This is a genomic window from Nocardioides montaniterrae, assembly GCF_054782655.1.
The window spans coordinates 340,946-363,989 of record NZ_BAAGSB010000001.1 but is presented as its reverse complement, the minus strand read 5'-3'; the positions used below and the strand labels follow the sequence as shown (position 1 = coordinate 363,989).

28 protein-coding genes and 1 tRNA gene are annotated in these 23,044 nt (G+C 68.5%); 11 read left to right on the top strand and 18 right to left on the bottom strand.

Annotation, left to right across the window (positions count from 1 at the left end):
* The first annotated feature begins 14 nt into the window (after positions 1–14).
* From ACYVJ3_RS01995 to ACYVJ3_RS01950, 10 genes are all read left to right on the top strand, one after another.
* Positions 15–1,409 (top strand): UTP--glucose-1-phosphate uridylyltransferase, encoded by a 1,395-nt coding sequence (locus ACYVJ3_RS01995; protein WP_460850810.1) that lies wholly within the window; start codon positions 15–17, stop codon positions 1,407–1,409.
* A 12-nt stretch (positions 1,410–1,421) separates the two neighbouring features.
* Positions 1,422–1,895, top strand: a complete 474-nt coding sequence (moaC, locus tag ACYVJ3_RS01990; protein WP_460850809.1) for a cyclic pyranopterin monophosphate synthase MoaC — start codon at positions 1,422–1,424, stop codon at positions 1,893–1,895.
* Entirely contained in the window at positions 1,892–3,004 is a 1,113-nt protein-coding gene (locus ACYVJ3_RS01985; RefSeq protein WP_460850808.1) for a GNAT family N-acetyltransferase, read from the top strand. Before moaC ends, ACYVJ3_RS01985 begins: the two co-directional genes overlap by 4 nt.
* Before the next feature lie 234 nt (positions 3,005–3,238).
* Complete coding sequence (sepX, locus tag ACYVJ3_RS01980; protein WP_460850807.1) at positions 3,239–4,117, top strand: divisome protein SepX/GlpR; 879 nt, start codon at positions 3,239–3,241, stop codon at positions 4,115–4,117.
* A 152-nt stretch (positions 4,118–4,269) separates the two neighbouring features.
* Entirely contained in the window at positions 4,270–4,617 is a 348-nt protein-coding gene (locus ACYVJ3_RS01975; RefSeq protein WP_460850806.1) for a hypothetical protein, read from the top strand.
* 144 nt (positions 4,618–4,761) lie between these two features.
* Positions 4,762–4,837, top strand: a tRNA-Ala gene (locus tag ACYVJ3_RS01970).
* A 110-nt stretch (positions 4,838–4,947) separates the two neighbouring features.
* Entirely contained in the window at positions 4,948–5,196 is a 249-nt protein-coding gene (locus ACYVJ3_RS01965; protein ID WP_460850805.1) for a DUF3263 domain-containing protein, read from the top strand.
* A 41-nt stretch (positions 5,197–5,237) separates the two neighbouring features.
* Positions 5,238–5,546, top strand: coding sequence for a DUF4333 domain-containing protein (locus tag ACYVJ3_RS01960; protein WP_460850804.1), 309 nt, complete (start codon positions 5,238–5,240; stop codon positions 5,544–5,546).
* A 311-nt stretch (positions 5,547–5,857) separates the two neighbouring features.
* Positions 5,858–6,034 (top strand): hypothetical protein, encoded by a 177-nt coding sequence (locus ACYVJ3_RS01955; RefSeq protein WP_460850803.1) that lies wholly within the window; start codon positions 5,858–5,860, stop codon positions 6,032–6,034.
* Position 6,035: 1 nt separating this feature from the next.
* Positions 6,036–6,977: an SDH family Clp fold serine proteinase gene (locus ACYVJ3_RS01950; RefSeq protein WP_460850802.1), complete on the top strand. Its 942-nt coding sequence runs from the start codon at positions 6,036–6,038 to the stop codon at positions 6,975–6,977.
* Between the two features lie 97 nt (positions 6,978–7,074).
* Here the strand turns inward: ACYVJ3_RS01950 and ACYVJ3_RS01945 are convergent, their stop codons facing one another.
* From ACYVJ3_RS01945 to ACYVJ3_RS01890, 12 genes are all read right to left on the bottom strand, one after another.
* Entirely contained in the window at positions 7,075–7,254 is a 180-nt protein-coding gene (locus ACYVJ3_RS01945; protein ID WP_460850801.1) for a hypothetical protein, read from the bottom strand.
* 97 nt (positions 7,255–7,351) lie between these two features.
* Positions 7,352–8,062: a hypothetical protein gene (locus tag ACYVJ3_RS01940; protein ID WP_460850800.1), complete on the bottom strand. Its 711-nt coding sequence runs from the start codon at positions 8,060–8,062 to the stop codon at positions 7,352–7,354.
* Entirely contained in the window at positions 8,059–8,241 is a 183-nt protein-coding gene (locus ACYVJ3_RS01935; protein WP_460850799.1) for a hypothetical protein, read from the bottom strand. Before ACYVJ3_RS01935 ends, ACYVJ3_RS01940 begins: the two co-directional genes overlap by 4 nt.
* Positions 8,238–8,771, bottom strand: a complete 534-nt coding sequence (locus ACYVJ3_RS01930) for a M15 family metallopeptidase (protein ID WP_460850798.1) — start codon at positions 8,769–8,771, stop codon at positions 8,238–8,240. Before ACYVJ3_RS01930 ends, ACYVJ3_RS01935 begins: the two co-directional genes overlap by 4 nt.
* Before the next feature lie 71 nt (positions 8,772–8,842).
* Positions 8,843–9,331: a hypothetical protein gene (locus ACYVJ3_RS01925; protein ID WP_460850797.1), complete on the bottom strand. Its 489-nt coding sequence runs from the start codon at positions 9,329–9,331 to the stop codon at positions 8,843–8,845.
* On the bottom strand, positions 9,328–9,672 hold the full coding sequence (locus tag ACYVJ3_RS01920; protein WP_460850796.1) for a hypothetical protein: 345 nt from the start codon (positions 9,670–9,672) through the stop codon (positions 9,328–9,330). Before ACYVJ3_RS01920 ends, ACYVJ3_RS01925 begins: the two co-directional genes overlap by 4 nt.
* A 17-nt stretch (positions 9,673–9,689) precedes the next feature.
* Positions 9,690–12,182: a hypothetical protein gene (locus tag ACYVJ3_RS01915; RefSeq protein ID WP_460850795.1), complete on the bottom strand. Its 2,493-nt coding sequence runs from the start codon at positions 12,180–12,182 to the stop codon at positions 9,690–9,692.
* Positions 12,179–13,432: a collagen-like triple helix repeat-containing protein gene (locus ACYVJ3_RS01910; RefSeq protein WP_460850794.1), complete on the bottom strand. Its 1,254-nt coding sequence runs from the start codon at positions 13,430–13,432 to the stop codon at positions 12,179–12,181. Before ACYVJ3_RS01910 ends, ACYVJ3_RS01915 begins: the two co-directional genes overlap by 4 nt.
* A gap of 10 nt (positions 13,433–13,442) precedes the next feature.
* Positions 13,443–14,354: a hypothetical protein gene (locus ACYVJ3_RS01905; RefSeq protein WP_460850793.1), complete on the bottom strand. Its 912-nt coding sequence runs from the start codon at positions 14,352–14,354 to the stop codon at positions 13,443–13,445.
* The gene (locus tag ACYVJ3_RS01900) at positions 14,351–15,592 is read right to left on the bottom strand and encodes a hypothetical protein (protein ID WP_460850792.1); all 1,242 of its coding nucleotides are present in this window, start codon (positions 15,590–15,592) and stop codon (positions 14,351–14,353) included. The genes ACYVJ3_RS01905 and ACYVJ3_RS01900 overlap by 4 nt, the downstream gene beginning before the upstream one ends.
* Complete coding sequence (locus ACYVJ3_RS01895) at positions 15,592–17,499, bottom strand: DNRLRE domain-containing protein (RefSeq protein ID WP_460850791.1); 1,908 nt, start codon at positions 17,497–17,499, stop codon at positions 15,592–15,594. The genes ACYVJ3_RS01900 and ACYVJ3_RS01895 overlap by 1 nt, the downstream gene beginning before the upstream one ends.
* A 3-nt stretch (positions 17,500–17,502) precedes the next feature.
* Positions 17,503–19,956, bottom strand: a complete 2,454-nt coding sequence (locus tag ACYVJ3_RS01890) for a hypothetical protein (RefSeq protein ID WP_460850790.1) — start codon at positions 19,954–19,956, stop codon at positions 17,503–17,505.
* 32 nt (positions 19,957–19,988) lie between these two features.
* Here ACYVJ3_RS01890 and ACYVJ3_RS01885 point away from each other — a divergent pair, with 32 nt between their 5' ends.
* Positions 19,989–20,246, top strand: coding sequence for a hypothetical protein (locus ACYVJ3_RS01885; protein ID WP_460850789.1), 258 nt, complete (start codon positions 19,989–19,991; stop codon positions 20,244–20,246).
* Here the strand turns inward: ACYVJ3_RS01885 and ACYVJ3_RS01880 are convergent.
* The 6 genes from ACYVJ3_RS01880 to ACYVJ3_RS01855 form a co-directional block, all read right to left on the bottom strand.
* Positions 20,175–20,666 carry a hypothetical protein gene (locus ACYVJ3_RS01880; protein WP_460850788.1) on the bottom strand — a complete coding sequence of 164 codons (492 nt, stop codon included), beginning with the start codon at positions 20,664–20,666 and terminating at the stop codon, positions 20,175–20,177. The two genes, ACYVJ3_RS01885 and ACYVJ3_RS01880, sit on opposite strands and share 72 nt — an antisense overlap.
* Positions 20,624–21,211 (bottom strand): hypothetical protein, encoded by a 588-nt coding sequence (locus tag ACYVJ3_RS01875; protein WP_460850787.1) that lies wholly within the window; start codon positions 21,209–21,211, stop codon positions 20,624–20,626. Before ACYVJ3_RS01875 ends, ACYVJ3_RS01880 begins: the two co-directional genes overlap by 43 nt.
* Before the next feature lie 103 nt (positions 21,212–21,314).
* Positions 21,315–21,854: a phage tail tube protein gene (locus ACYVJ3_RS01870; RefSeq protein ID WP_460850786.1), complete on the bottom strand. Its 540-nt coding sequence runs from the start codon at positions 21,852–21,854 to the stop codon at positions 21,315–21,317.
* On the bottom strand, positions 21,847–22,215 hold the full coding sequence (locus tag ACYVJ3_RS01865; protein ID WP_460850785.1) for a hypothetical protein: 369 nt from the start codon (positions 22,213–22,215) through the stop codon (positions 21,847–21,849). The genes ACYVJ3_RS01870 and ACYVJ3_RS01865 overlap by 8 nt, the downstream gene beginning before the upstream one ends.
* Positions 22,216–22,274: 59 nt before the next feature.
* Positions 22,275–22,718, bottom strand: coding sequence for a hypothetical protein (locus tag ACYVJ3_RS01860; protein WP_460850784.1), 444 nt, complete (start codon positions 22,716–22,718; stop codon positions 22,275–22,277).
* A complete protein-coding gene (locus ACYVJ3_RS01855) occupies positions 22,679–23,044 on the bottom strand; it encodes a hypothetical protein (RefSeq protein WP_460850783.1) in 366 nt (121 codons plus the stop codon). Before ACYVJ3_RS01855 ends, ACYVJ3_RS01860 begins: the two co-directional genes overlap by 40 nt.

Here is a 23,044-nt window from a genome sequence, read left to right as displayed (position 1 = left end):
CTACGATCGAGCGCATGACTGCAGCTCGCGTGGACGGCCTGGAGATGGCGCGGGCCAAGATGGCGGCGGCCGGGGTCGACCAGGTCGCCATCGACACCTTCGCCCACTACTACGGGCTGTTGGAGAGCGGCGAGACCGGGATGATCCGCGAGGACACCATCGACCCGATCGACATGGAGCGCCTGGCCGACGTGGTCGTCGCCGACGACGTCGCGGCCGACGCGATCGCCCACACGGCCGTCATCAAGCTCAACGGCGGCCTCGGCACCTCCATGGGCATGGACCGTGCCAAGTCGCTGCTCTGCATCGGCAAGGGCCTGTCGTTCCTCGACGTGATCGCGCGCCAGATCCTGCACCTGCGCACGACGTACGCCGCCCCGCTGCCGCTGCTCTTCATGAACTCGTTCCGCACCTCCGAGGACACCCTCGACGCGGTTGCGCGCTACGACGACCTCCCGGTCGAGGGCCTGCCGCTGGAGTTCCTCCAGAACAAGGTGCCCAAGCTGCTCGTCGACGACCTGGTCCCGGTCACCTACCCCAAGGACCCCACGCTCGAGTGGTGCCCGCCGGGACACGGCGACATCTACACCGCGCTGCGCGGCTCCGGCACCATCGACGCCCTGCTCGCGGCCGGGTTCCGCTACGCGTTCGTCTCCAACTCCGACAACCTCGGCGCGGTCCCCGACCCGCGGGTGGCCGGTTGGTTCGCGGCCAGTGGCGCTCCGTTCGCCATCGAGGCGGTGCGGCGTACGGCCTCGGACAAGAAGGGCGGCCACTTCGCTCGCCGCAAGTCCGACGGCCGCATCGTGCTGCGGGAGACCGCGCAGATCGCCGAGGAGGACAAGGCTGCTCACGCCGACCTCGAGCGCCACCGCTACACCTCGACCAACAACATCTGGTTCGACCTGCGGGCGATGAAGGCCGCGCTCGACGAGCGCGACGGCATCCTCGGACTTCCGATGATCCGCAACGTCAAGACGGTCGACCCTGCTGACGCGTCCACGCCGAAGGTGGTCCAGGTCGAGACCGCGATGGGTGCGGCGATCGAGGTCTTCGACGGGGCCACCCTGATCGAGGTCGGCCGGGACCGCTTCATCCCGGTCAAGACCACCAACGACCTCCTCATCCTCCGCAGCGACGTCTACGAGGTCGGCCCCGACTTCGCGCTCACCCAGGTCGCCGCCGACATCCCGTACGTCGACCTGGACAGCACGCACTACAAGCTGGTGCGCGACTTCGACCAGCGCTTCCCCGAGGGCGTCCCGTCGCTGCAGAAGGCCAGCTCGCTGACGGTCGAGGGCGACTGGACGTTCGGCAACGGCGTGCAGGTCGTCGGCGCGGTCGCGCTCGAGGGTGAGGGTGCCCGGCGTGTTCCCGCGGGCGAGGTCCTCGCCGGTCCGGACGCCTGAGATCCTCAGGCCATGAGCGAGCCGCGCCTGACCCACGTCGACGAGTCCGGCGCAGCCCGCATGGTCGACGTCTCCGAGAAGTCGGTGACCCATCGGGTCGCCGTGGCCACCGGCCGCGTGCTCACCACGCCCGAGGTCGTCGCGCTGCTCCGTGGTGAGGGTGTGCCCAAGGGCGACGCGCTCGCCGTCGCGCGCATCGCCGGGATCATGGGTGCGAAGCGGACGCCCGACCTGATCCCGCTGTGCCACCCGCTCGCCATCTCCGGCGTCGTCATGGACCTCGAGGTGGTCGACGAGGGCGTCGCGATCACCGCGACCGTCCGCACGACCGACCGCACCGGCGTCGAGATGGAGGCGCTGACCGCGGTCTCCGTCGCCGCGCTCACCGTGGTCGACATGGTCAAGGCCGTCGACAAGGCAGCCGTCATCTCCGACGTACGCGTCGAGACCAAGACGGGCGGCAAGTCGGGGGACTGGGCCCGATGAGCGGGTTGCCGGCCGCGGTCGTCGTCGCCTCCAACCGCGCAGCGGCCGGGGTGTACGCCGACGAGACCGGACCGCTCCTCGTCCAGGCGCTCGCCGAGCTGGGGTTCGTCGTCGACGAGGCCGTGGTGCGGCCGGACGGCCCGCCGGTCGGCAGCGCCATCTCCGCGGCGATCGCGGCGGGTGCCCGGGTCGTGCTGACCACGGGCGGCACCGGTCTCACGCCCACCGATCGCACGCCCGAGGTCACCCGTCCACTGCTGGACCGGGAGATCCCCGGCATCGCCGAGGCGATCCGTTCCGCCGGGGCGGCGAAGGGGGTCCCGACCGCGATGCTCTCGCGTGGGCTCGCCGGGGTCGCCGGCGACTGCCTGGTGGTGAACCTGCCCGGCTCGCGCGGCGGGGTGACGGACGCCCTCGAGGTGCTGCGGCCCGTGCTGGTGCACGCCGTCGAGCAGATCGTCGGGAGCGACCATTGCTCCCGGATGGTCACCTCGGTCCCCGGCCGCCGGTGGCCCAACCAGCTGATGTCCGGGGTCGATCCGACCGTCACCCTGCGCGAGCTGCGCTCCTCCGACGCACGCGCCTGGCGTGAGGCGCGCCGCCGCAACCGGATCTGGCTCGGGCCCTGGGACGCCACGGTCCCGCCCGGCGGCGACGGCCGACCGACAACGTTCCGTGCGCTGGTGCGCCGGCTCAAGAAGGCCGGCCGGCGCGGGACGACGTACCCCTTCGTCATCGAGGTCGACGGCACCTTCGCCGGCCAGATCAGCGTCAACAACATCGTGCGTGGCTCGGCACAGTTCGCCTCGGTGGGCTACTGGATCGACGAGAGGTACGCCGGTCGCGGGGTGATGCCGCGGGCCGTCGCGATGGTCGTCGACCACTGCTTCATCACCTGCGGGCTGCACCGCATCGAGATTTGCATCCGTCCTGAGAACGCCAACTCGCTGCGGGTCGTGGAGAAGCTCGGGCTGACCGAGGTCGGCTACGCCCCACGGTTCCTGCACATCGACGGCGAGTGGCGCGACCACCGGATCTTCGCGATCACCGCCGACGACGTGCCGCTCGGGCTGCTGGCCCGTCTGGACCGGGTGCTCGGGGACAACTAGCACGGGTGCTCGGGAACAAGTAACACGTCGTTCGCACGTCTCCCGCCCCGTTTTCTGCACTCTCACGTCGCCACGACAGCATGGAAGTGTCTCCGCGGACGTGGAAGACCCGCGAACGACGTGTTACTTGATCCCGGCCGAGCCCCAACCCACCAGTCACACAGGTCAATCTGTGACACACCGGTTGACTTCCGACCGGTCCTGCCCCGCCACTCATAACCTGCAGTTGTGGACATGAGCGCACTGATCTTCGTCGCCCTTGCTGCGGCATGGGCCGTGTACCTCGTCCCGAAGGCGCTCAAGCAGAGCGAGGACGCCGAGGCCACCCGCTCCGTGGAGAGCTTCTCCGACCGACTCCGGGTCCTCGACCCGCGCAAGGCCGTCGCCGCGACCGCCGAGGTCGTCGAGGCGCTCGCGCCGCGCACGCCCGCCTCCGTGGTCGACGAGGCCGCGCAGCGACCGTCCCGAGACCAGGACGAGGACGAGTACGTCGTCGAGCCGGTCCGGCTCACCCCGCTCCAGCTGCGTCTGCGCCGTCAGGCCGCGCGCCAGGCGGCCGCGCGCCGCCGCCGCGTCCTCGGCCTGCTGCTGCTCACCCTCGTCGCGACCGTCGCCCTCGCCGCCGGTGGTGTCATCGGCTGGGTCTTCCTGGTCGCCCCGGTCGCCCTCATCACCGCCTGGCTGGTCGCGTGCCGCCTGATGGTGAAGAAGGAGACCGCCGCCCGCACCCGAGTGGTGAAGAAGCGGCGTACGACCCTCGCCGACCAGGCCCTCGCCGACGAGGACGCCCCGGTGGTCGAGGAGGTCGCGCAGCGACCGTCCCGAGACCAGGAGGCTGCGGCCGACGAGGTCGGCGACAACACCGAGGAGATCCCCGCCGTCGGCGCCGCGTCGCCCTCGACCTGGGAGCCGGTCCCGATGACGCTCCCGACGTACGTCGCCAAGGCCACCGCCTCGCGCACGGTGCGCACCATCGACCTCGACTCCACCGGCGTGTGGAGCTCGGGCCGCAACGAGGGCGACTCCGAGCTCGCCCGCGAGGCCGAGGCCCAGCGTCGCAGCAGCAAGACGGAGGCCGAGCAGGCCGCCGAGCGCCGCGCGACCGGCTCCTGAGCCGCACCCGATCCACCCGAGGACCGTTCGGCCGATGGACATCGGCAGAACGGTCCTTGTGTTTGCCCTCACGGTGACGGAAGGTGGTAGTGCCGCCGCTCGGGCGGAGGCCGGGAGGTTCCCGGCCAGGCATGTCTCGGGAGTTGATCAGCATGACCCAGGAGAACTTCGGTTCGGACGAGCTCCAGCAGCAGACCGAGGGCGTGGAGTCCTCGTTCGGCGAGAGCCAGGAGCAGGGCGAGTCGTCCTACGGCGAGTCCAGCGACTCGGCTGAGGGCCAGTCCTACGGCGAGTCCAGCGACTCCGCCGAGGGCCAGTCGTCCTACGGCGAGCAGGGCTCGGAGCAGTCGTCGTACGGCGAGGCGGCTCCCCAGGAAGCCACGGAGCAGCAGTACGGCGAGACCGCCGAGGGCTCCTACGGCGAGCAGTCCGAGGCCGGCCAGGAGACGTTCGGCGACCAGGCCAGCGGCGAGTCCGCCGAGGGCGAGTCGTCGTTCTGACGAGCAGCTTCACGTGAGCGGCCGGGGCATCGCCCCGGCCGCTTCGCTGTTCGGCGGTCGGGCAGGTCGAGCAGCGTCCCGTCGCGAAACCACCCGACCCGGATTCGGACAGCCGAACATCAGGGTGCTAACTTTTTCCTGCTTGGGGGTGTGGCGCAGTTGGTAGCGCGTCTCGTTCGCAATGAGAAGGTCAGGGGTTCGAATCCCCTCACCTCCACCAAGAAAACACGCTCAGAAGGCCGGTCCCGCAAGGGCCGGCCTTCTGGCTTCTGTAGCCAACGCTGTAGCCACACGGTGAGAACTGTCGGCGGTGGGTGCCACCCTCTCCCCATGGCCCTGACCGACCGCGACTGCGCGATGCTCGAGCTGGAGCGCTCGTGGTTCCGCTACCCCGGCGCGCGGGAGACCGCCGTGCGTGAGCGGTTCGACATGTCCCTGCCTCGGTACCTCCAGGTGCTCGGGGCCCTGATCGACACCCCGGAGGCGCTGGCGTATGACGCGCAGCTGGTGCGGCGGCTGCGGCGGCGACGGGACGGGCACCGAGCGCGGTCGGCGCGGCGGGGTGGGTTCGTGGCGTGATTCCTCAGCGGATCCCGACAGCGCGTCGTACGGTGACGCGCATGATGTTCAAGACCCTTGCCGTGGCTGCGCTCACTCTGTCCTTGACGGCGTGCGGCACGAAGACGATCAGCGGTCACGACCTCGGCCTGCAGGTCAAGATCCACTACCTGAACATCGCGATCGACGGGGCAGCGACCGGGTTCGGGGCGGTATACGGCTCGTTGGACAGCGTTGAGTGCCCTGATTCGATCGAGCAGAAGCGCGGTGAGACGACGGAGTGTCACATGAACTGGAAGGACGGTCGGACCAGTGACGTGACGGTCACAATGACTGACGACTCGGGCGGCTACGCACTTGCCGAACACTGATGTGACCGACGGCCCGCGTCATCCGATGCGTCCGCAGCCGCAGCACTGTTGGGTGGACGTCACGCGCGCGTTCGGTGGACCGCACACCTATCCGGGCGTGTTGTTGGAGTGGCGTCGGCAGTCGGTGCAGCCGTACCGGTGGGAGGGGCTGGTGGCGTACGCCGAGGGGGATGCGCATGGGTGGCATCTGGTGACGCGGTGGATGGTGGCCGAGCATCTGCGGGGGCATCTAGCGACATCAGGGGCATCTAAGGCGCCAAGAGATGCTCCAGAACGCAGACGAATTCACCTCACGCGTGCATACTCGAGTCATGACGACGACGACCCCCACGAGCGACCAGCAGCGCGCCGAACTCGTCGGGAAGGGCGCCAACCTTCCTCAGGTAAGCGCGGCCCTTGCGGCCTTCAACGCCGCGCACGCACGGATCCCTCAGATGCGATCGTTCACCTTCGCGCCCGTCAAGTTCAGCACTTCCAGCAACGCCTGACGTGCCGAGTTGGGGTGACCTGCTCAACGAGCTGAATGCTCAGGCAGCGGCGAATAACGGCAACGTCGACGTCGATGGGATGCGGCAGAAGTACCTCACCGCCCTCCACGAGCACACCGGGCGGAGCGTGATTGCCTACTCGGCCAACATGTTCGCTAACCATCCGAACGTACAGATCAACCTGCAGGACATGCAGGGGATGATGGAGGTCTTCAGAGACCTGCCAGGCGACGAGCTCGACCTCATCCTCATGAGCCCTGGCGGCCAGGCCGAGGCAACGGATCGGATCGTCCGCTACCTGCGCACCAAGTTCAACCACATCCGGGTGTTCGTTCCGATGTACGCGATGTCGGCAGCGACGATGTGGTCGATGGCTGCGGACGAGATTGTGATGGGGAAGCACTCGCAGCTCGGGCCGATCGATCCACAACTGACCCTGCCTCCGGGGATCCCGATCCCTGCAGGGGCGCTCATCGATCAGTTCGAGACCGCGAAGAAGGAGTGCGCCGAGAAGCCTGAGGCCATCACGGCGTGGCTGCCCACCCTCCAGCAGTACCCGCCTGGCCTCCTCAACATCTGCGAGAACGCTGCGGCGCTGTCGAAAGCGCTGGTTTCGGAGTGGCTGCAGGCGTACATGTTCGTGGAGGACGAGGATCGCGTAGAGAAGGCCGAAGAGGTGGCCGAGTGGCTGGCGAACGACAAGCAGCACCTCTCACACAGCCGCGCGATCACTCGTGACGAGCTCGAGGAGAAGGGCTTGAAGGTCGTTCACCTCGAGGATGACGAGGAGCTCCAGGACCTGGCGCTGTCGATCCACCACGCAACCACCCACGCGTTCTCGGCTGGCGCCTTCAAGATCATTGAGAATCACCTGGGTCGCCGCTGGGTGCAGAACGGCGGCCAGATGGTGGTGCAGGGCCAGCCGCAGATGGTGATCCAGTAGGACTCGTTTCCAGAAATGGCGCGAAGCCGCCCCGCTCCTCCGATGGAGGAGCGGGGCGGCTTCGTTTTCGGCTCGCGCGGGGGCGGCCGAGCCGGGATCAGGCGCGGGGCTTGTTCGGGATCCCGAAGACGGCACCGATGCCGATCGCGGTGGCAGCGACCACGCCGCACCACTCCGAGCCGGTCACGGTCCCGTCGGTGAGTGCGGTGCCGAGCGCGCCGGCGAAGGTTGCGACACCGGCAGCGACGGCCTTGGCGTACGGGTTGATGCGGTTCATGGGTCAGTCCTCCATCTCGTAGGTGGCGTGGTGGCTGCAGTAGGCAGCGGTGCCGGGTGCGGCGTTGGGGCACTCGGGGAAGGTGCAGCTGGCCATGTCAGGCCACCTGGGCGGTGACGAGCAGGTGGTCGGAGTGCGGCAGGCCGGGCGGGTTGGGGCGCACGCGGACGTTGGTGAGTCGGATGCCCTTGGTGATCGCGAAGTCGATCTCGCCGTGGCCCGTGGAGGCGTGGGGTCGGACGATCTCGCCGCCGATCTTGTGGGCCAGCCAGGCGGGGGACCAGCGGCCGTGCGTGTCGGGGTTGGCGTTCCAGTCCGGGCCCATGATCGCGGGCCAGGCCATGCGCTTGACGGCTCGCGCGAGCCGCAGCATGTAGGCGCGGTAGGCCAGACGGCGGCGGATCGGGCCGGTGAAGTGGCGGCCACCCTTGCCAGGCACCCAGGCATGCACAGGGGCGTGGACGACGACATGGTTGATGCCGTTGAGCCGGGCCACCAGCGGCGGCTGGGAGCGACGTACGTCGCCGTTGCGGGCGAAGTAGGACGCCTTCATCGGGATCGTCCAGACCTTGCCGATGTGGACGCCGCCGCGGACCAGGATCGCCTGGTTCAGCTCGGCGTGCGTGCTGCCCTTGGTGACGAGGGCGTACCCGACCTTCGCGGCCTCGATCTTGAGGCGGGCCGCGTAGTCGGCGACCTCGGTGAGCATCATGGTGTCGAGCCGCTCGCGCTCGAAGCGAGCCAGGATCATCGCTACGTGCTCGCGCACCGGGTGGCCGTACTCGACGTTGTACCAACCGACCTTCATCGGATGACCTCCTGCGGGTGGAAGTGGACGGAGAGCGCGCCGACGAGGAGGCCGGCGAGCGCGGGTCGGCGGTGCGCGAAGTTCGTGATAGTCGGGAGCGGAGACCAGAGCGCGACGAGCTCGTAGGCGCAGCCGATGGTCACGGCGACCCGCTGCCAGGCAGGCGCGCGGTCGTTCACGACAGGATCACCTGGGCCTGGCCGGGGTTGGCGGCGAGGATCCGCTTCCCGCGGGTGGTGGACATGAGCCGCTTGGCGACCTGCTCGCACACGTCGAGCGGTGCGTTGATCTCGAAGTGCATCTCGTCCTTGCGTCCGTGGTAGTCGCCACCCCAGCGCACGACGTGGCGCAGCATCTTGAGCCCGAGCAGGGTGCGGATCTTCGCGGCGCGCGAGCTCGTCCAAGTGCCGACGCGGCCGAGCGGGTGACGCGTGGCGTTGAGGTCCATCGCGGTGCCACTGGAGTGGTTGCTCAGCGTCGTGGTGTAGCCGCGCACGGGCCGGTAGGCGTAGCCCCAGTCGTCGAGGACCTTGCCGAACAGGGGCACGATCGTCTCAGCCAGGCGCAGCGCGATGTAGGCGAGGATGAAGCCGGCCGAGCCATCGCGCAGCATGAGGGTGCTCGAGCCGGAGCGCGCGGGAATGATCCAGCGGTGGAGGTGCGGGCTGTCGGCCGCGAGCGCCGGCCAGCCGTTCTGCGAGGTGCTCATCTTCGATCTCCTGTGGGCATGACGAAAGCCCCCTGGCACCGGGTGGTGCGGGGCAGTTGGACCCGAGATGGTCAGTGGTGCTTGTGGCCGTGCGGGCGGTGCTTGCGGTGACCGGGCGCGTGGCCGGACTTCCCGGGGCCAGTGGGTCGCGGGGACCTGCTCGAGGTGCCGCCGCCGCTGTGCTTCGGCGACGGACCGCGGTGGGGATGGATGGTCACGATGCGGGGCGCCGGCACTTCGGTGATGAACCGGGCAGGGACGTGGATGCCGTGGGCGCGCAGGTAGGTGAGGAGCGCGTCCTGACGGTCCGCGAGCGCCTTGGTGTAGTCCAGGAGTAACCGCTGGTTCTGCGCGGCCGTACGCCGGTCCCGGGCGGCGTCGTGGTCGCTGTCTCGGACGGCTTGGATCAGGGATGCGATCTGGCGGTCGCGACGGTCCGAGGCGTGCTGCGTGGACACGACGGCCCAGCCGAGCAGGCCGAGCAGGATGCCGATGACGAGGATCGCGGATGCCGACCAGGCGGTCCAGGCTGCGACGATCTTGACTCGGCGGGTGTTCATTTCTGCGCCAGGATCGTGACGACGGTCCCTGCGAGGCCGGTCAGGGAAGTGAAGGCGGTCAGCCCGATGCCAAGCCAGATGGTCGTCATCCGCTCGCTGCGCTTGTCGGCCCGGCTCTCGAGAGTGGCCACGCGGCCGGCGAGGGCGTTGACCTCGGAGACCGATGCGAAGACGCGGTAGAGACCGTCGATCTTGGAGCCCACGCCGTTGATGTCGGATCGGACCTCGTTGGTGTCTTCCTTGGCATCGGCGCGGTTGGCGTCGAGCTTCTTCTCTACGTCGGAGCGCAGCTGGTCGATGCTGCGCTTGAGCTCCCAGCCGTTGGGTTCGGTCGCGGTCATGGTTCTGGGTTTCCCTCTCAGCTGAGCTTCACGACACCGCGGGCGCCGGGGCCGCCTGCGTTGCCTGGGTTCGCGCCCGAGCCACCGCCACCAGGCGGGTTGCCGGCGGTTCCGGCGCCTGAGCCGCTGTACGTCGCTGCGGCGCCGCCAAGCGGTGCGGCACCGGCGCCACCGGTCGTGGTCGAGCCGTTAGAGCCGGAGGTCTTGGTCGTGCCGACGCAGTTGGCCGCCAGTCCGCCAGTACCGACCGCGCCCAGACCGGTACCACCGCCGGTACCGCAGTCGGCCTTCCACAACACCGCGCCGTTGGAGTCGCGCACGACCTTGGAGACGGTGCCGGCAGTGCCCGCAGTGCTGACGGCGCCGCCGGCGCCGGGAGCGCCGACGGTGATCCAGAGGAGTTCGCCGGGCGTGACAGGGACGCTGGGTGCCTGCGCGTACGCGCCACCGCCACCGCCCTTGCCGGCGCCACCGGCCGCACCGCCTCCGCCACCACCTGAGCCGCCTTCGCCTTCGAAGTTGATCGAGGTGACGCCAGTCGGGACGTAGAACGGGCGGGTTCCGATCAGGTCCCATGTCGAGGGGATGGTGCTCGGCGCCAGAGACGTGGGGTTGACGATGTCACGGGAGGGTGCGAGCAGGTGCCGGTTGAGGAGCCGGATGATCTCGTGGCCGTACAGGGCGTGCCCGAGGTCGCTCTGGTGGAGACCGTCTCCGGCAGACACGTGGACGCCGGTGTCCCACACGCCGCTGGCCGACGGGTCGTAGACCAGGACTCGCTTGTCGGTGAACTGGTCGGCGGCGTCTTGGACGAGCTGGTTGTAGGTCGCGGCCTGCGCGGCGCTCATGCCGTAGGTCGTATAGGTCGCGGCCGGCAGGGGCCAGATCTTGTTGGTCACGATCCACGGCGGCGTTGTCGCGGGGAGCATGTGGCCGTTGTAGATCAGCACGTCGTTGGTCGCGCCGGCGTGCTCGATGGTGATCGCGTGCGTACCGGCGGGGATGCCGGTGACCGAGATGACCTTCTGGCAGAACTTGTAGTTGTTGTAGACGCCGGTGGCGAGGTGCTCGTTGTGGGTGGTGCCGGTGGCGACGGTGGTGCCGTCGACCTTGACGATGTACGCCGCGCCGGTGAGGGACTCGGCGGCCGAGTCGTGGGCGATGACGACGATGTCAACAGCCGGCTTGTCGGTCACGCTGATCGTGACCTTGTCGCCCGGCGTGGTGGTCTTCTTCGCGACACCAGCGAGGTAGCCGTCGGAGGAGTCGTCGGCCCATGTGCCGGTGTAGCTCGCTCCGGTCGCGGAGCCGTTGACCGTGGCGGCGCGGATCAGCTTGAGCAGCGCATCGACGGCGTTCCGGGCGCTGGTGAGGGCCTGTGTGCCGGTGCCGAGCTGGAGGAAGTCGTTGCCGACCAGATCGGTTGTGTAGAGCGCGGTGAGACGGTTTGTCAGCGCGGTCTGTGTGAGCGCCTGCGGGTTGTACTGGTTGTTCTGCCCTGCAGTGTTGCCTGAGCCTGCCCGCACCGAGGTGTAGGTGGCGGTGCCGTACGCTGCGGTGCAGATGTCGGCTGCACGGGCGCCGCCCATCGCCTTGTCGTTGAGCTTGTTCACTGCGCCGCATGCGGTCGCGACTCGCTCGGGCCAGGGTCGGTAGGTGTTGCAGCCGCGGGTGACGTCGGACTGGTCGTAGACGACGCAGGCGCCCGAGGAGTTGGAGTAGTTGTAGACCGGGACGCCGAGGAGCTCGGGCGGCACCTGGTCGATGTCGGTGACGCGTGGCTGGATGGGCGCGAGGGTCATGGTCGCCATCACCACCCACTCTTGGGCGTTGAACGTCATCGACTCGACGCGCTGGGCGTGGGTAGGTCCGTGGAAGACCGCGAGGCCGCGACACGTGCCGCCGGTTCCAGCAGCGCGGGTGGCCGCCATCGTCTGATCGATGGTGCAGCCGGTCGGCGCGGTGGCCATCTGCGCGTTCGAGAGTCCGGCAGAGACGTAGGCAAGGGTGACCGCGGCGCCCACGAACAGGTCATAGGGGCCCATGAGCAGCGAGCAGCCGGCCGGGGTGTGAGAGTTCGCGACGTCGGTCTGCGCCTGGAAGGTGAACTGCGGCCGGACGCCGAAACCGGAGGTGTTCGCGAACACCATGACCGCGCCGCAGAGCCCATCGCTGGCACCGGCGTTGAAGGTGAACGACAGGCCGTAGTCGCTGCTGACATCACCAGCGACCAGTCGGCGGGTGTAGATGTGCATGTACGGCTGGTTCGCGGTGTCGCCGATCTGGGAAACGTCGACCTTCGTCAGCCCGCTCGGGGTGTCGCAGGTGCCAGAGCTCTCCCCGATGAAGAACACCGCGAAGTCGCCCGCGACCGCACTCGAGGGGATGGTGACGACGATTGCGGACGATCCGTTGTTGACCACGGCCTGCGCTGAGGTACGCAGCGTGGGCGTGGTCTTGGCGACCGGCCGCTTGAGCATCGACCCGATCGACTGGATGACACCGCTCACGGGATGTCTCCGGCCACGACCCACACGTCAGTGGACTCGTGGTAGAGCATCGCCATCGAGTACTGGGCGCGGGTGGTGGTGCTGGTCGGATTGACGGTCACCCCGGACGCTGGAGCGAACTGCCACTTGCCGACGCCCTTCTGGTAGGCGTAGACGACCGAGCCGACCGCCGGACCGCCAGAGGCGAGCGTGGGAATCGTGAGGTTCGCATTGCTGGCCGAGTTCAGGGTCACGCAGCCACCGGCGTCCGATGCCGCGACCGTGGTTGCTGCAGTGACCGTGCGCGAGGAGATCGCGGTCGCCACCGGCCCCGTAGCCCCGGTGGGTCCCGTTGCCCCGGTGGCGCCGGTCGGCCCAACCAGGGACGTCGAGGCGCCCCATGCGCCCGAGGTCTTCGGCCCGTAGATCGTGTTCGCTGCCGTGTTGATGTAGAAGTCGCCATCTACACCGAGCCCGCTGGACGGCGTGCCCGATCCACTGCGGACCGTCTTCCCGTCGGCACCCGCGGCGCCGGTCGAGCCTGTGGCGCCGGTTGCTCCGGTGGCACCCGTGGGGCCTGTCGCACCAGTAGGTCCGGTCGCACCGGTCGCGCCCTTGATGTTGGCGCGCAGCGTCCACGTCGAGGTCGCCGTCTTCTCGTAGACGTCGTACGCCGCGATGTCGATGTACCAGTCGGTGACCACGCCGAGGCCGGTAGAGGGCGCGCCGGATCCCTGCCGCCATGCCGAAGAAGCGCCCGCCGGTCCGGTGGCACCGGTCGCGCCGGCCGGTCCAGTCGCCCCGGTGGCCCCGGTCGGACCGGTGGATCCCGTCGGGCCTGCCGGTCCGGTGGGTCCGGTGAGGCCCTTGATGTTGCCCTGCAGGGTCCACGTCGAGGTCGCCGTCTTGCGGTAGATGTCCCAGGTGGCCGTGTTCACGTACCCGTCGTCCACCGAGCCGAGCGCTGCAGCCGGTGCGGCGGTGCCCCAGCGCCACGGGATGTTGCCGTCGCTGGCCAGGGTCAGCTCGAAGACCCAATGAGTGTCGTCGGTCTTGACGTAGAGGTCGCTCGTGGCGGTGTTGAGGTACCAGTCGCCGGTGTCGCCCAGGGTTGTGGACGGCACGCCGACACCGGTCAACCATTCGGGCCGACCGGCTGCCTCGAGGTTGTCCATGTGGTTCTCGAAGTAGTTGATCCACTGGTTGACCTTGGACGCCCAGGAGTTCGCCCGGAGCAGGATCTTTGGGGGCTTCGGCAGCGGGGTGGGCATCAGGCGGCTCCTAGTCGAGACTCGTGATGGTGGCGGCGGACCCGTCGAGGACGTGCAGGCTCGTAGGACTGCTGTGCGAGGCCCAGAACGCGACCTGTGTCCCGGCTGCGAGCCACTTGGTGCGGGTGACGCACTGCCAGGTGCCGAGCGAGCTGGCGGCGTTGTGTCGGACCTGTGCGGCAACGTCGCCGTCGATCTCGATCCACGCACGCCGCTGGCCGGCGGCGTCGGCTTCCCAGCCGACGTTGAGCGTCATCACGTACCGGCCGTCAGCAGGGATGGTCCAGATGCCCGAGGCGGCGCCCATGCCGCCACGGAACGGACCTGGGCCGTCGAAGACCAGGATCGTGTCGGTCGAGGTGGCGAGGGGCCCCATGTCGGTGGCGCGGTACAGCTCGCCGTGGGGGGCGTCGGTGATCGGGGTCTTGCCGTGGACCTCGGTCACGGTCCACTGGCCGTGCTCGTCGCGGGTCGCGGTGACGGACTCGTTGGCGCCAGCGCGCACGGAGGCGACCAAGAGCTTGATGAGGGAGTGATGCACGGCAGCCTCGATGCCGCCCTCGGGGTCGCTGTCGTCGGAGACCGATGCGATCCACTCGGTGACGGGCCGGTTGTCGGCGGTGTCCCAGCAGGTCACGGTCATGCCCGCGGGGGCAGGTCCGCCAGCAGTGATGGCGACGGCGTCGAGGAGTGTGATCGTGTCCGCGTCGTCGTCGATGCCGGAGTAGCGCAGCAGCGTGTCCGCGAACGTCACGCCCTCGGCCCAGACCCGCAGCGTGCCGCCCTCGGCCGCGAAGTCCGCGACGTCGTCGACAGCCAGGACCGTCGCGCCGTCGGCCGTGGAGGTGACCGTGGAGGCCGATCGGACTTCGGTGTTGATCGCGGTGACGTGACCGCTGTAGGTGCCCGCCACGGTGCTCATGCGGCGTTCCACCTCTTGCCCTGGTTGCCGTGGTGCTTGTGCTCACCGTTGCGGCGGCGACGCTTGTGCCGTGGCTGCTGGGATGCCTTGCGGACCGCGCCCAGCGTGGCCGGGCCGCCGTCGCCGAGGGGCAGGGTGTACTGGTTGGCGCGGATCAGGAACACCCCGAGGCGCGGGTCGATGACCTTGACCAGGTCGTAGGGCTCGATCTGCGGGAACGGCAGGTGGTCCACGGTGACCTGCTGGCTGGTCCGCAGTTGCTCGTTGCGCTGCTTGATCGCGATCTTGAGCGCGATCAAGTGGTTCTTCACCTGGCCCGGCTTCTGGATGTCGATCAGCCACCGCGGCACGAAGCTGGAGCCGTTGCTGCGGCCCAGCGACTGCGCCGACCACGGGTGACGCTTCGGGAGCGCGATGTCGGCAGTGACCTGCTTCTTGTGCGCCTTCGGCTTCGGGCCGAGCACGATCCACCGGTTCTTGATCTCCGGCGCCTCGCGGTCCATCCGTACGGCCGACGCGAGCGACGTCCGGTCGATCGTCATCGCCGCCGAAGACGAGGCGCGCCGCATCACGCAGTGCCCGCGGCCGTCGTAGAAGATCTTGAACCCGACCGACTCGGCCAGCCGGCGGACCTGGACCCACACCAGATCCTCGCGGGTCACCGAGATCCGCTCCGGTGTCGTGGCCTTCAAGCCTTGGGGCAGATGAATCCGGTTCGGGTTCTCGCCCGCGAAGTTGACCAGCATGTCGGTGATGACGTCGACGACTCGCAGCTTGGCCCGCCATGTCTTCGCGCGAGGGAAGTTGCACAGCGCGAGCCGGTCCTTGGAGTCAGCCGAGATCGTGACCGTGGCGCCGTCGCGGTCGATGTCGACCACCGGCCCGGTGAACACCGGGCACTCGACCCACGACCACGGCTGCCCACCGACGCCGGCCACGAGGCGGGCGTCGATCACCTGGACCATCCGCTGCAGGTGGGGGAAGTCCCGTGCAGAGTTCGGCTCCCACCCGATCGACTGCGTCGGATCGAGCAAGGTGAGCGAGCAGGCGCTGATCGCATCACGCGAGGTGTCGATGATGACCTGGCCGTCGATGATCTCGGCGTGCAGCTCGCGGGTGACCTGCCGGTGATCCAGGGTCATCACCCGCACCGTGACCATGCGGGCATGGGTCGTGGTCATGCCCAGCTGCCACGCGACCCGCTCGTCATGACTCGCGAGGCCCGAGGGGACGAACATCAGGCGTACACCCCGACGTCGTAATACGCCGCGCCGTACCCGGTCTCGGCGGCGTCGTCGGTCTGGAAGAACCCGAACGAGACCGCGTGCTTGCGGTCGCGCAGGGCGGAGACCGAGTCGGAGGCGGGCGCTACAGAAAGGTCGCGCAGGTAGGCCGGGATCGACACGGTGCCCCAGACAAGCTGGACGGGCTGCTCGGGGTGCTTGCGGACCTCCTCGAGGATCTCGCGCGCATCGTCTACTGACTGGTAGTCCGGGTCGCGGTTGTCGATCGACAAGTCGAGAGAGTCCGCGGCGTAGCCACCGACGGCACCGATGATGTCGACGTCCTCGTAGGCATAGGGCAGGTTGTAGGTGACGCGCTTGGTGACCTGCTTGATCGCGTCCAGGGTGTCGCCGTCGAGAACGATCGATCCGTAGCCGGAGCGGATCCACATGCCCTTGACCTCGGGGGTCAGGGTGTCCGTGACCGACCACGGCGAGGAGTTGTCGTTCGTGACCGCCCGGACGCGGTACGTCAGCGTGGTATTCGGCGGCGCGGTCACGTCGACCCACTCCCACGTCAGGGCGTCGTACAGCGCGTCAGCCGGGTTGATCTCGTAGGGCAGCGTCTTGAAGTTGCCGCCCGCCTCGGAGCGCTGCACCTCGAAGTAGTCCGGGGTCGCCGAGCGGGTGAAGTGCAGCAGCACGTCGGGCGCCCCGACCGTGGGCTGGGAGGCGACGAGGCCGGACGGGATCGCCTCGGAGGCGTCGTGGTCGAGCAGCACGGTCTGCGTGGACGTGATCCACTGCGGGTCGCCGTAGGAGCCGACGCGGTCGGGCCGGTCGAGCACGGAGACCTCGAAGCGGTAGGAGACGTCCTCAGCGAGCACGGTCTTTCCGCGCCACTTCCGCGGCACCTTCGCCGTCAGGGTCGCGCCCTGCAATGCGGTGCCGGAATCCCACAGCACATCCGGCGTTGTCGCCGCCAGCACGCGGACCCGCCACCGAGTGTCGGCGGTGCCGGCCGGGGACAGGTGCGCGGTCACGGTGGGCGTGCTCGAGCGCGTCGTGCCGCCGGTCGGGCTGTCGACCGCGAGCGTCGGCTTCACGTCGCGGGTGATCTGCACCCACTCGGAGAAGTCGGATTCCGCGCCGTCGGTCGTTTTCACCGCGACCCGCCAGTAGCGCATCATGCCGTCAGCCAGGCCGGAGTAGGCACCGCCAGGGAGGTCGGTTCGCGCCGAGTCGAGCGCCGGGCCAGTGACGCCGCCCCACCCCGAGTCGTACAGCGGCGTGCCGAGCATGTCGTCGTCGATCTGGACCCGCATCTGCGCAAGGTCGTCCTGGTCGTCGACCTGGAAGACCGGCTTCGCGATCCCGACCACACCCTGCGGCGTCAACTGCGCCGGCGCCTCGGGCGAGAGGGTGTACTCAACCATCAGCGTCCACGACTCGTGACCAGAGTCGAAGCCGTAGAACGAGGACTGCGTCGCGGCGTTGTCGGTGAAGATCCGCCACCCGTAGTTCGCCTGACCGAGCACGATCGCCTGCGCGAGTGCCGTCACGTCGAGGTCGACCGCATCGCCGTCATCAAGAGCTGAGATCGACGTAGCGACCGCCGACCCGACCACGCCGGGCTGGTTGTTCCACGTCGCCCGCGCGACCCGCCACTGACTCCCGTCCGCGTTCAGGCCAAGAGCCTGGACCGACACCAGTTGCGGATCCCACGCACCACGCGCCGGACACGACAGCGTCGCCGAGAGAATGACGGCCGTCGAGGGCAGCCGATCGAGACCGTTGATCTGCACCAGGGTGCGGCGCAAGCTGTTCTGGATGACCGGGTACTTCGCGACATCGCGAGTGGTGTCCGGGTACGGCTGCACCACCCAGGTGTCGACCCCAGCATCAAGGATCAGTTCAGCCACGACTCACCCCACGAACTCATCGAAAGCGGACTGCTGGCCGTCCTCGTCGCTGGAGACTTCTCGCGCGATCGCGTGGATCTGCTGCTTGGCGCGACCTAGGTCCAGCTCGCCGCCAACGACCTTCACCTCGATCACGTGGCGCACGGTCCCGCCCATCGCACGGGAGCGTCCGACCGTGCCGCCGTCCGCGAGTCGGCCGGCGTTGATCGCCTTGAGCAGCGACCGGTGGCGGTCGGCCTGCCCGTAGCGGTTGGAGATGACCTCTTCGCCGTCAGCGAGCAGGTACGGGTGCCGGTCGGCGTAGGGCAGGCCGGTCTTCGGAATCGTGCCGCCGTCGGCCTTGCCGTTTCCCTTACCACCGTTCAGGTAAGCGCCCATCGCGCCGGAGCCCGAGACGTTGCCGGGCGCCTGACCGACGTGCTGCACCTTGATCGTCTGAATGATCGGGTGGCCCTCGATCAGGTTCCGCAGGACGTTGATCGAATCCTTCGCCTGCTGGTCCTGGACCGTGACCGGAATGACCTTCTTCGGCGGGATGTCAATGATGGCCTTGGCCAGCCGACGGGCTTCCGGAATGCCAACGCCCATCGCCTCGGCAGTCCTGATGAAGTCCTGCCGGGCCTCGTGCTGGCGCTTCGAGTTCGACCGCACAGCCTGAGACTGGTTCTGCCACGCTGCCGCCAGTTGCCCCAGCGCCTCGCGGTTCTTGAGCGCGGCATCGGAGTTGCCCTTGATGCCTGCGCTGTTGCTGTCGGCCTGCTTCTTGGCGGCCTTGAGCGCCTCGCGATAGTTCGTCTCTGCGTCGAACGCACCGAGCGCCTCCTGGGCGCTTTGCTTCATCGCCGAACCGAGGCCGTTCATCGCAGTCGCAAGGCCGCGCGAAGACCCCTTGGCGCCGTTCTCCTGTGCTTCGAGATCGGCGATGGCGTGCTTTGCAGCGTCGATCTTGGCCTTGAGTCCGCTTCGACCCTCGCCAAGCACGTCGGAGAATGAGTCGTTCACGGCGTCGAGCGGGTGATGGGCGATGACGCCTAGGCCGCCGAAGAAACCGCCACCGTGACCAGCAAGGTGCTGCCAGTCGTTGTAGTGGCTCTCCATGTCGGCCAAGTGGGCCTTCATGCCCTCAAGGTTTTGCGCCGCCGCTGCCGACGCGAAGGCGTTCTGCGAAGTCGCGGAACCCGACTGGCCGGCCGCGTACTGGAGCCCCATCGCGGCAAGGGTCGGGCCGAGAAGCTTACCCTTAAGGCCGCCACCAGCGCCGCCTGCAGCGCCAGCAGCTGCGGCCTCCTCGCCCGTGAGGACTGCCTGAATGCCGAGCGCCTTCATCGAGCCGGTGGCGAGCTTGGTGGCGATATTGAGCGCCGACATCGCGGTGACGGCGGCCATGATCGGGGTGCCGAGCGGGGAGTCGGCAATCTTGGCGATCGCGTCCGCGAATGCCGTGACCGCCTTCAGGACCGGGCCACCCATCGGGGCGGCGGCGCGCATGATCGCGATCACCGCTTTGGCGATCGCGCCGAGAGCTTGCGAAACCTGCGGGCCGGTCTGCTCGATATAGGAAACGAAGTCCTGGAAGCCCTGGGTCTTGGAGAGATTCGTGGCCCACAGGTCGAACGAGTGCGCGGCGTTGATGAGCCAGTTGTTGAATCCGTCGTTGAGCGGCTGGAACGCCATCCAGACCTGCGACAAGCCGTGGGCCAGCGACCCGACGACCTTGCCCATCGCCGCCATGGCCTTCGGCGCCTCGGTGTCGATGAACTGCCAGAACTCGCGCCACTGAGGGCCGGCCAGTGCCTTCGCGCCCTGGGCGACCAGGTTCCCGCCAGCGGTGCCGACGTCGTGGAAGATCTTCTCGATCGTCGGGGCGAGCGGGACAAGCTCGTGCATCGCCTTCGTTAGACCGGGGAACCAGCCCGAGGCCGCCGACTGCTGGATCTGGCCCAGCAGCGGGCGGAACTTCTGGAACTCGATCACGAACTGGCGCGCGGCGGGAACAAGGTGCTCCATCGCCTGATGCGCGGCCTCGAGGTTCGCTGAGGTCGGCTCGAGTGCGGCCTTGTTCATCACCTTCGCGGCATCGACAACGCCATGGAAAGCGACGATCAGTGACCCGCCAGCCACAGCGGCCATGCCCATGTCGTTCGTCAGACCGCCCAGGCCCGCGATCCCGACACCGCCGATCGGGATCAGGCCAGGACCGAACGCGCCGACGGCGGCAGCCAGGATGCCCAGGCGCCCCGAATAGCGGTCGAGGTCGCCGGACGCCTTGCGAGCCGACTGCCCGGTCTTGTCGATGTCCTTCGCCAGCCGGTCCTGCGAGCGCGAGGTCTGGACCGAGTGCCCAGACAGGTTCTTGAGCTCGTGATCGAGCAGCTTCACCGCGGCCGCGTCCTCGAGCACCTTCTCGGCGAAGTTGCCCTCGACGTCAAGGCGGACCGCTTCTCGGCGAACACTCACGGGAGCCTCCTGGCGGGTTTACGGTTGAGCGCATGGCGAACATCCGCGAGTGGACGCGCTGGGCATGGAGCGACGGACCGATTCCGCCCTCGAAGGACTCCATGAAGACGCCGATGAGTGCCACGGCACGGCTCGGCGCGGCACTGATCGGCGCCGTTGTCGGCTTCGTTGGGCTCGTGCTGGGCAGCGGCGGCGCGTCCGTTGTTGGCGGCTGGCTGCTACTCCTCGGCGGCGTGTTCGCCGTCGTGAATCTCGCGCTCGCCGGCTGGCGGCTCATGCGGGATGGGTGACGCGTCGACCTTCGTCGTGAACGCGTCCCAGGGCATCAGATCCTCATCGGCCACGCCGATGGTCACGCCGTCGTTATGGGCGTAGGGATGTTCGGGCGATCGCTTCTCGCCCCAATTGGTGAAGGTGCCGTCATGGAATGCGGCCTTGCGGTGCAGGTCGTCGTACGCCGCCTGAGCAGCCGCGGCCTCCATCGTGCGGTAGCAGATCAGCCGGTAGGCGTAGCGGTTCGGCCTCGGGTCCGAGCACTCGGAGATCGGTCGGCCGCAGTCTGAGCAGGTCTCGCGCTTCCGTGCCCAGCGTGCGATCCGCAGGCGCCGTTCAATCGGTCGCAGCGAATCGAACTCTGTCAGCGTCAGCCCGAGGCTCTCGGAGACTCCTAGATCTCGCTCGACGTCCTCGCGGTCGAGGAGCGCAGCCATTTTGGGTCCAGCACGTCCTCGGTGTTGAGGTCGTAGGCGGTGCGCCAGAGCCGGTCGAAGTGCCCGGCACGCAGGCGCTTGAGTCGACGAACGAGACCGTCTGCTGGCTGGGTAACCGTGCGGATCTCAGGATCCTCGGGGTCGACGAATAGGAGGAGCGCCCGGCCGAATGCCGTCACGTCGACGGCGTACTCGGCGTCATCGGGATGCACGATGGTCGCCGGCTCGCCCGGAGCGCCCGCCTCAGGGTTCGGGATCCGGCGGGCCGGATGCGCCGCTACGAGCTCGCGGAACTCGGTGTGGCCGATCGGCTGGAGCTCCCACGCCTCTGCGCGATCAGCAGCCTCGGCCTCGAAGTCGTCGTACGCCTGACGAGCAGCCTCGACGGCCTCGGCGAGCACGACGTCCTCTCCGTCGCCATAGCGCAGCGCCGTCGCCTGCTCGGCCTTCGCTTCGGCCAGCTTGACCTCGGCGAGCACGCGGTCGCGGACCAGAGCGTTGAGGCGCTCGAGGTCGCCATCGGCATAGATGATCACGGTGGCCATGAGGGGTTCTCCTTCGACAGAACGACAGATCGACAGCGAATGGCCCGCGAGGGCCTGGGACCGAGGCGGGCGACTGTCGAACCCGCCCGCCTCGGCGTTGGGATCAGCCCAGGGCCTTGTTCAGGGCCGGGGCGCCGGTGATGGCGTACGTGCACTTCGCGGCGGCTTCGGCCGCGGCTCCGTCGCCGACCTTGGTCGGGAGCGAGGGTCCGAACTCGACCGGGTAGACGTCGACGAACTGGCCGGCGGTGATCGTCGTAGCGCGCGGCACGCCCTGGCGACGCATCAGGAATCCGGTGATCGTGCCCGAGGTGTTGAGGAACTTCTCGTACGCCTTCTTGCCATCCGAGCCCGCGGCTGCCTGCGGGGCGAACTGGTAGAACATGTCGCCGCCGCTGTACGTCGTGTCGCCGACGAACTGGAAGATGCGGCCATCGCCGTACCGCTTGTTCTGGCTCACGAGCTCGGTCGACTGATCGGGCGCCGGGCCATTCTCAGCGAAGGCGATGCGGGTGATGTCCAGGGCGGATGCCGCGATCGCCTCCGTGGCGAGCGGGGTCGTGTAGTCCGCGAAGGTGGGCACAAAGACCCAGTTCTCGCGCTCGTAGACCTTGGTCGGGTCGGGGCGAAGCGTGTCAGCCATTGGCGTTCTCCTTCTCGGGGTCGGCCAGCTGGCCGCTTGCGGGGTGGCTCGACAGGGACTCGTGGTGCTTCACGGGAAGCGGGTCACTGGTGACGGGGTCGCTCGCGAGCTCGTCGAGGACCGTGTAGTTGCCGTGAGGCAGGGCGGCGGCATGCACGGACAGTTCGTGGCCGGTGTCCTCGTCGCGGACGCGGTACCTGCCGAACTCGTCGGGCTCAGGAGTGCCGTCGATGGCATCAAGGCGGGTCGCCAACTCCGGGGCAGACTCGGCGGCGGCGGCGACGTCAGCGCCGAACTCGGCGGCATCGACATCGAGACGAACGGGCTCGTTCGCCGGCTTAGAAGTGCTCTTGCTGGGCATGGCGGGATCTCCCTTGCGGGTAGGCGAAGCGGGGCGGATGCGGCGAGTGCCGCGATGGATCAGAAGGTCCAGTCGTCGACAGCGGTGTAGCCGAGCGCGTCGGCGTGAAGCTCCTCGGACTCGATCTCGAAGTCGAACGGTCCGAAGTCGCCGGGAAGGATCTGTGACTCCAGCGCGGCACGAACGCGGCGCCGGATCTCGCGCAGACTGGTCACGGACTCGGCGCAGTACCGCGTGCCGAGACGACCGAGCGGAAACGAGACCTCGCCAGATGCGCGACGGTTATCGCTGTAGCGCCGAGACAGATCGATCGCGACGTAGCGTGCCGGACGAGTGCCGGGCTTGTCGCCGCGACTCGTGCCAGGAATCTCGTCGTAGTCGTAGGCCACTACCGGGCCAGCAGTGAGATCAGCGAGGGCGGCAGCGATGACCGTCTTGACTGCGGCGGCGTAATGCTCGTCACTCACCAAAGCACCCCGTCGATAGCGCTTCGGATCTGCCACGCGAGTTCCGCGGCGGCCTTGTCGCCAGCAGCCGCCAAGTCGCGGTTCGGCGGACCGTGGCGGAAGCCCGCACCGACTGGTTCGCCTCGTTGGTCGGCGGTGATGCCGAACTCGGCACTGGTCGGGGTCAGCATCTCGCCAGTGATGCGCTTGTAGAAGTTCTTGCCGTGCGGCCCTGAGGCAGCCTGAGCGTGCCTGCGCGCGACCTGCGTGCCCAGCTTCTGGGCGTCGTTGAGGGCGCTCGTGACACTGCGCTGCATCTTGGCGGCGGCGTCCTCGAGGTCGTGCTGCAGGTCGTCCAGGGTGTCGGTGACGATGATGCGCAC

Coding starts and splice junctions, on each gene's coding strand:
- ACYVJ3_RS01995 (WP_460850810.1), top strand. CDS start 15: ATGACTGCAGCTCGCGTGGACGGCCTGGAGATGGCGCGGGCCAAGATG.
- moaC (WP_460850809.1), top strand. CDS start 1,422: ATGAGCGAGCCGCGCCTGACCCACGTCGACGAGTCCGGCGCAGCCCGC.
- ACYVJ3_RS01985 (WP_460850808.1), top strand. CDS start 1,892: ATGAGCGGGTTGCCGGCCGCGGTCGTCGTCGCCTCCAACCGCGCAGCG.
- sepX (WP_460850807.1), top strand. CDS start 3,239: ATGAGCGCACTGATCTTCGTCGCCCTTGCTGCGGCATGGGCCGTGTAC.
- ACYVJ3_RS01975 (WP_460850806.1), top strand. CDS start 4,270: ATGACCCAGGAGAACTTCGGTTCGGACGAGCTCCAGCAGCAGACCGAG.
- ACYVJ3_RS01965 (WP_460850805.1), top strand. CDS start 4,948: ATGGCCCTGACCGACCGCGACTGCGCGATGCTCGAGCTGGAGCGCTCG.
- ACYVJ3_RS01960 (WP_460850804.1), top strand. CDS start 5,238: ATGATGTTCAAGACCCTTGCCGTGGCTGCGCTCACTCTGTCCTTGACG.
- ACYVJ3_RS01955 (WP_460850803.1), top strand. CDS start 5,858: ATGACGACGACGACCCCCACGAGCGACCAGCAGCGCGCCGAACTCGTC.
- ACYVJ3_RS01945 (WP_460850801.1), bottom strand. CDS start 7,254: ATGAACCGCATCAACCCGTACGCCAAGGCCGTCGCTGCCGGTGTCGCA.
- ACYVJ3_RS01940 (WP_460850800.1), bottom strand. CDS start 8,062: ATGAAGGTCGGTTGGTACAACGTCGAGTACGGCCACCCGGTGCGCGAG.
- ACYVJ3_RS01930 (WP_460850798.1), bottom strand. CDS start 8,771: ATGAGCACCTCGCAGAACGGCTGGCCGGCGCTCGCGGCCGACAGCCCG.
- ACYVJ3_RS01925 (WP_460850797.1), bottom strand. CDS start 9,331: ATGAACACCCGCCGAGTCAAGATCGTCGCAGCCTGGACCGCCTGGTCG.
- ACYVJ3_RS01920 (WP_460850796.1), bottom strand. CDS start 9,672: ATGACCGCGACCGAACCCAACGGCTGGGAGCTCAAGCGCAGCATCGAC.
- ACYVJ3_RS01910 (WP_460850794.1), bottom strand. CDS start 13,432: ATGCCCACCCCGCTGCCGAAGCCCCCAAAGATCCTGCTCCGGGCGAAC.
- ACYVJ3_RS01905 (WP_460850793.1), bottom strand. CDS start 14,354: ATGAGCACCGTGGCGGGCACCTACAGCGGTCACGTCACCGCGATCAAC.
- ACYVJ3_RS01900 (WP_460850792.1), bottom strand. CDS start 15,592: ATGTTCGTCCCCTCGGGCCTCGCGAGTCATGACGAGCGGGTCGCGTGG.
- ACYVJ3_RS01885 (WP_460850789.1), top strand. CDS start 19,989: ATGGCGAACATCCGCGAGTGGACGCGCTGGGCATGGAGCGACGGACCG.
- ACYVJ3_RS01880 (WP_460850788.1), bottom strand. CDS start 20,666: ATGGCTGCGCTCCTCGACCGCGAGGACGTCGAGCGAGATCTAGGAGTC.
- ACYVJ3_RS01875 (WP_460850787.1), bottom strand. CDS start 21,211: ATGGCCACCGTGATCATCTATGCCGATGGCGACCTCGAGCGCCTCAAC.
- ACYVJ3_RS01870 (WP_460850786.1), bottom strand. CDS start 21,854: ATGGCTGACACGCTTCGCCCCGACCCGACCAAGGTCTACGAGCGCGAG.
- ACYVJ3_RS01865 (WP_460850785.1), bottom strand. CDS start 22,215: ATGCCCAGCAAGAGCACTTCTAAGCCGGCGAACGAGCCCGTTCGTCTC.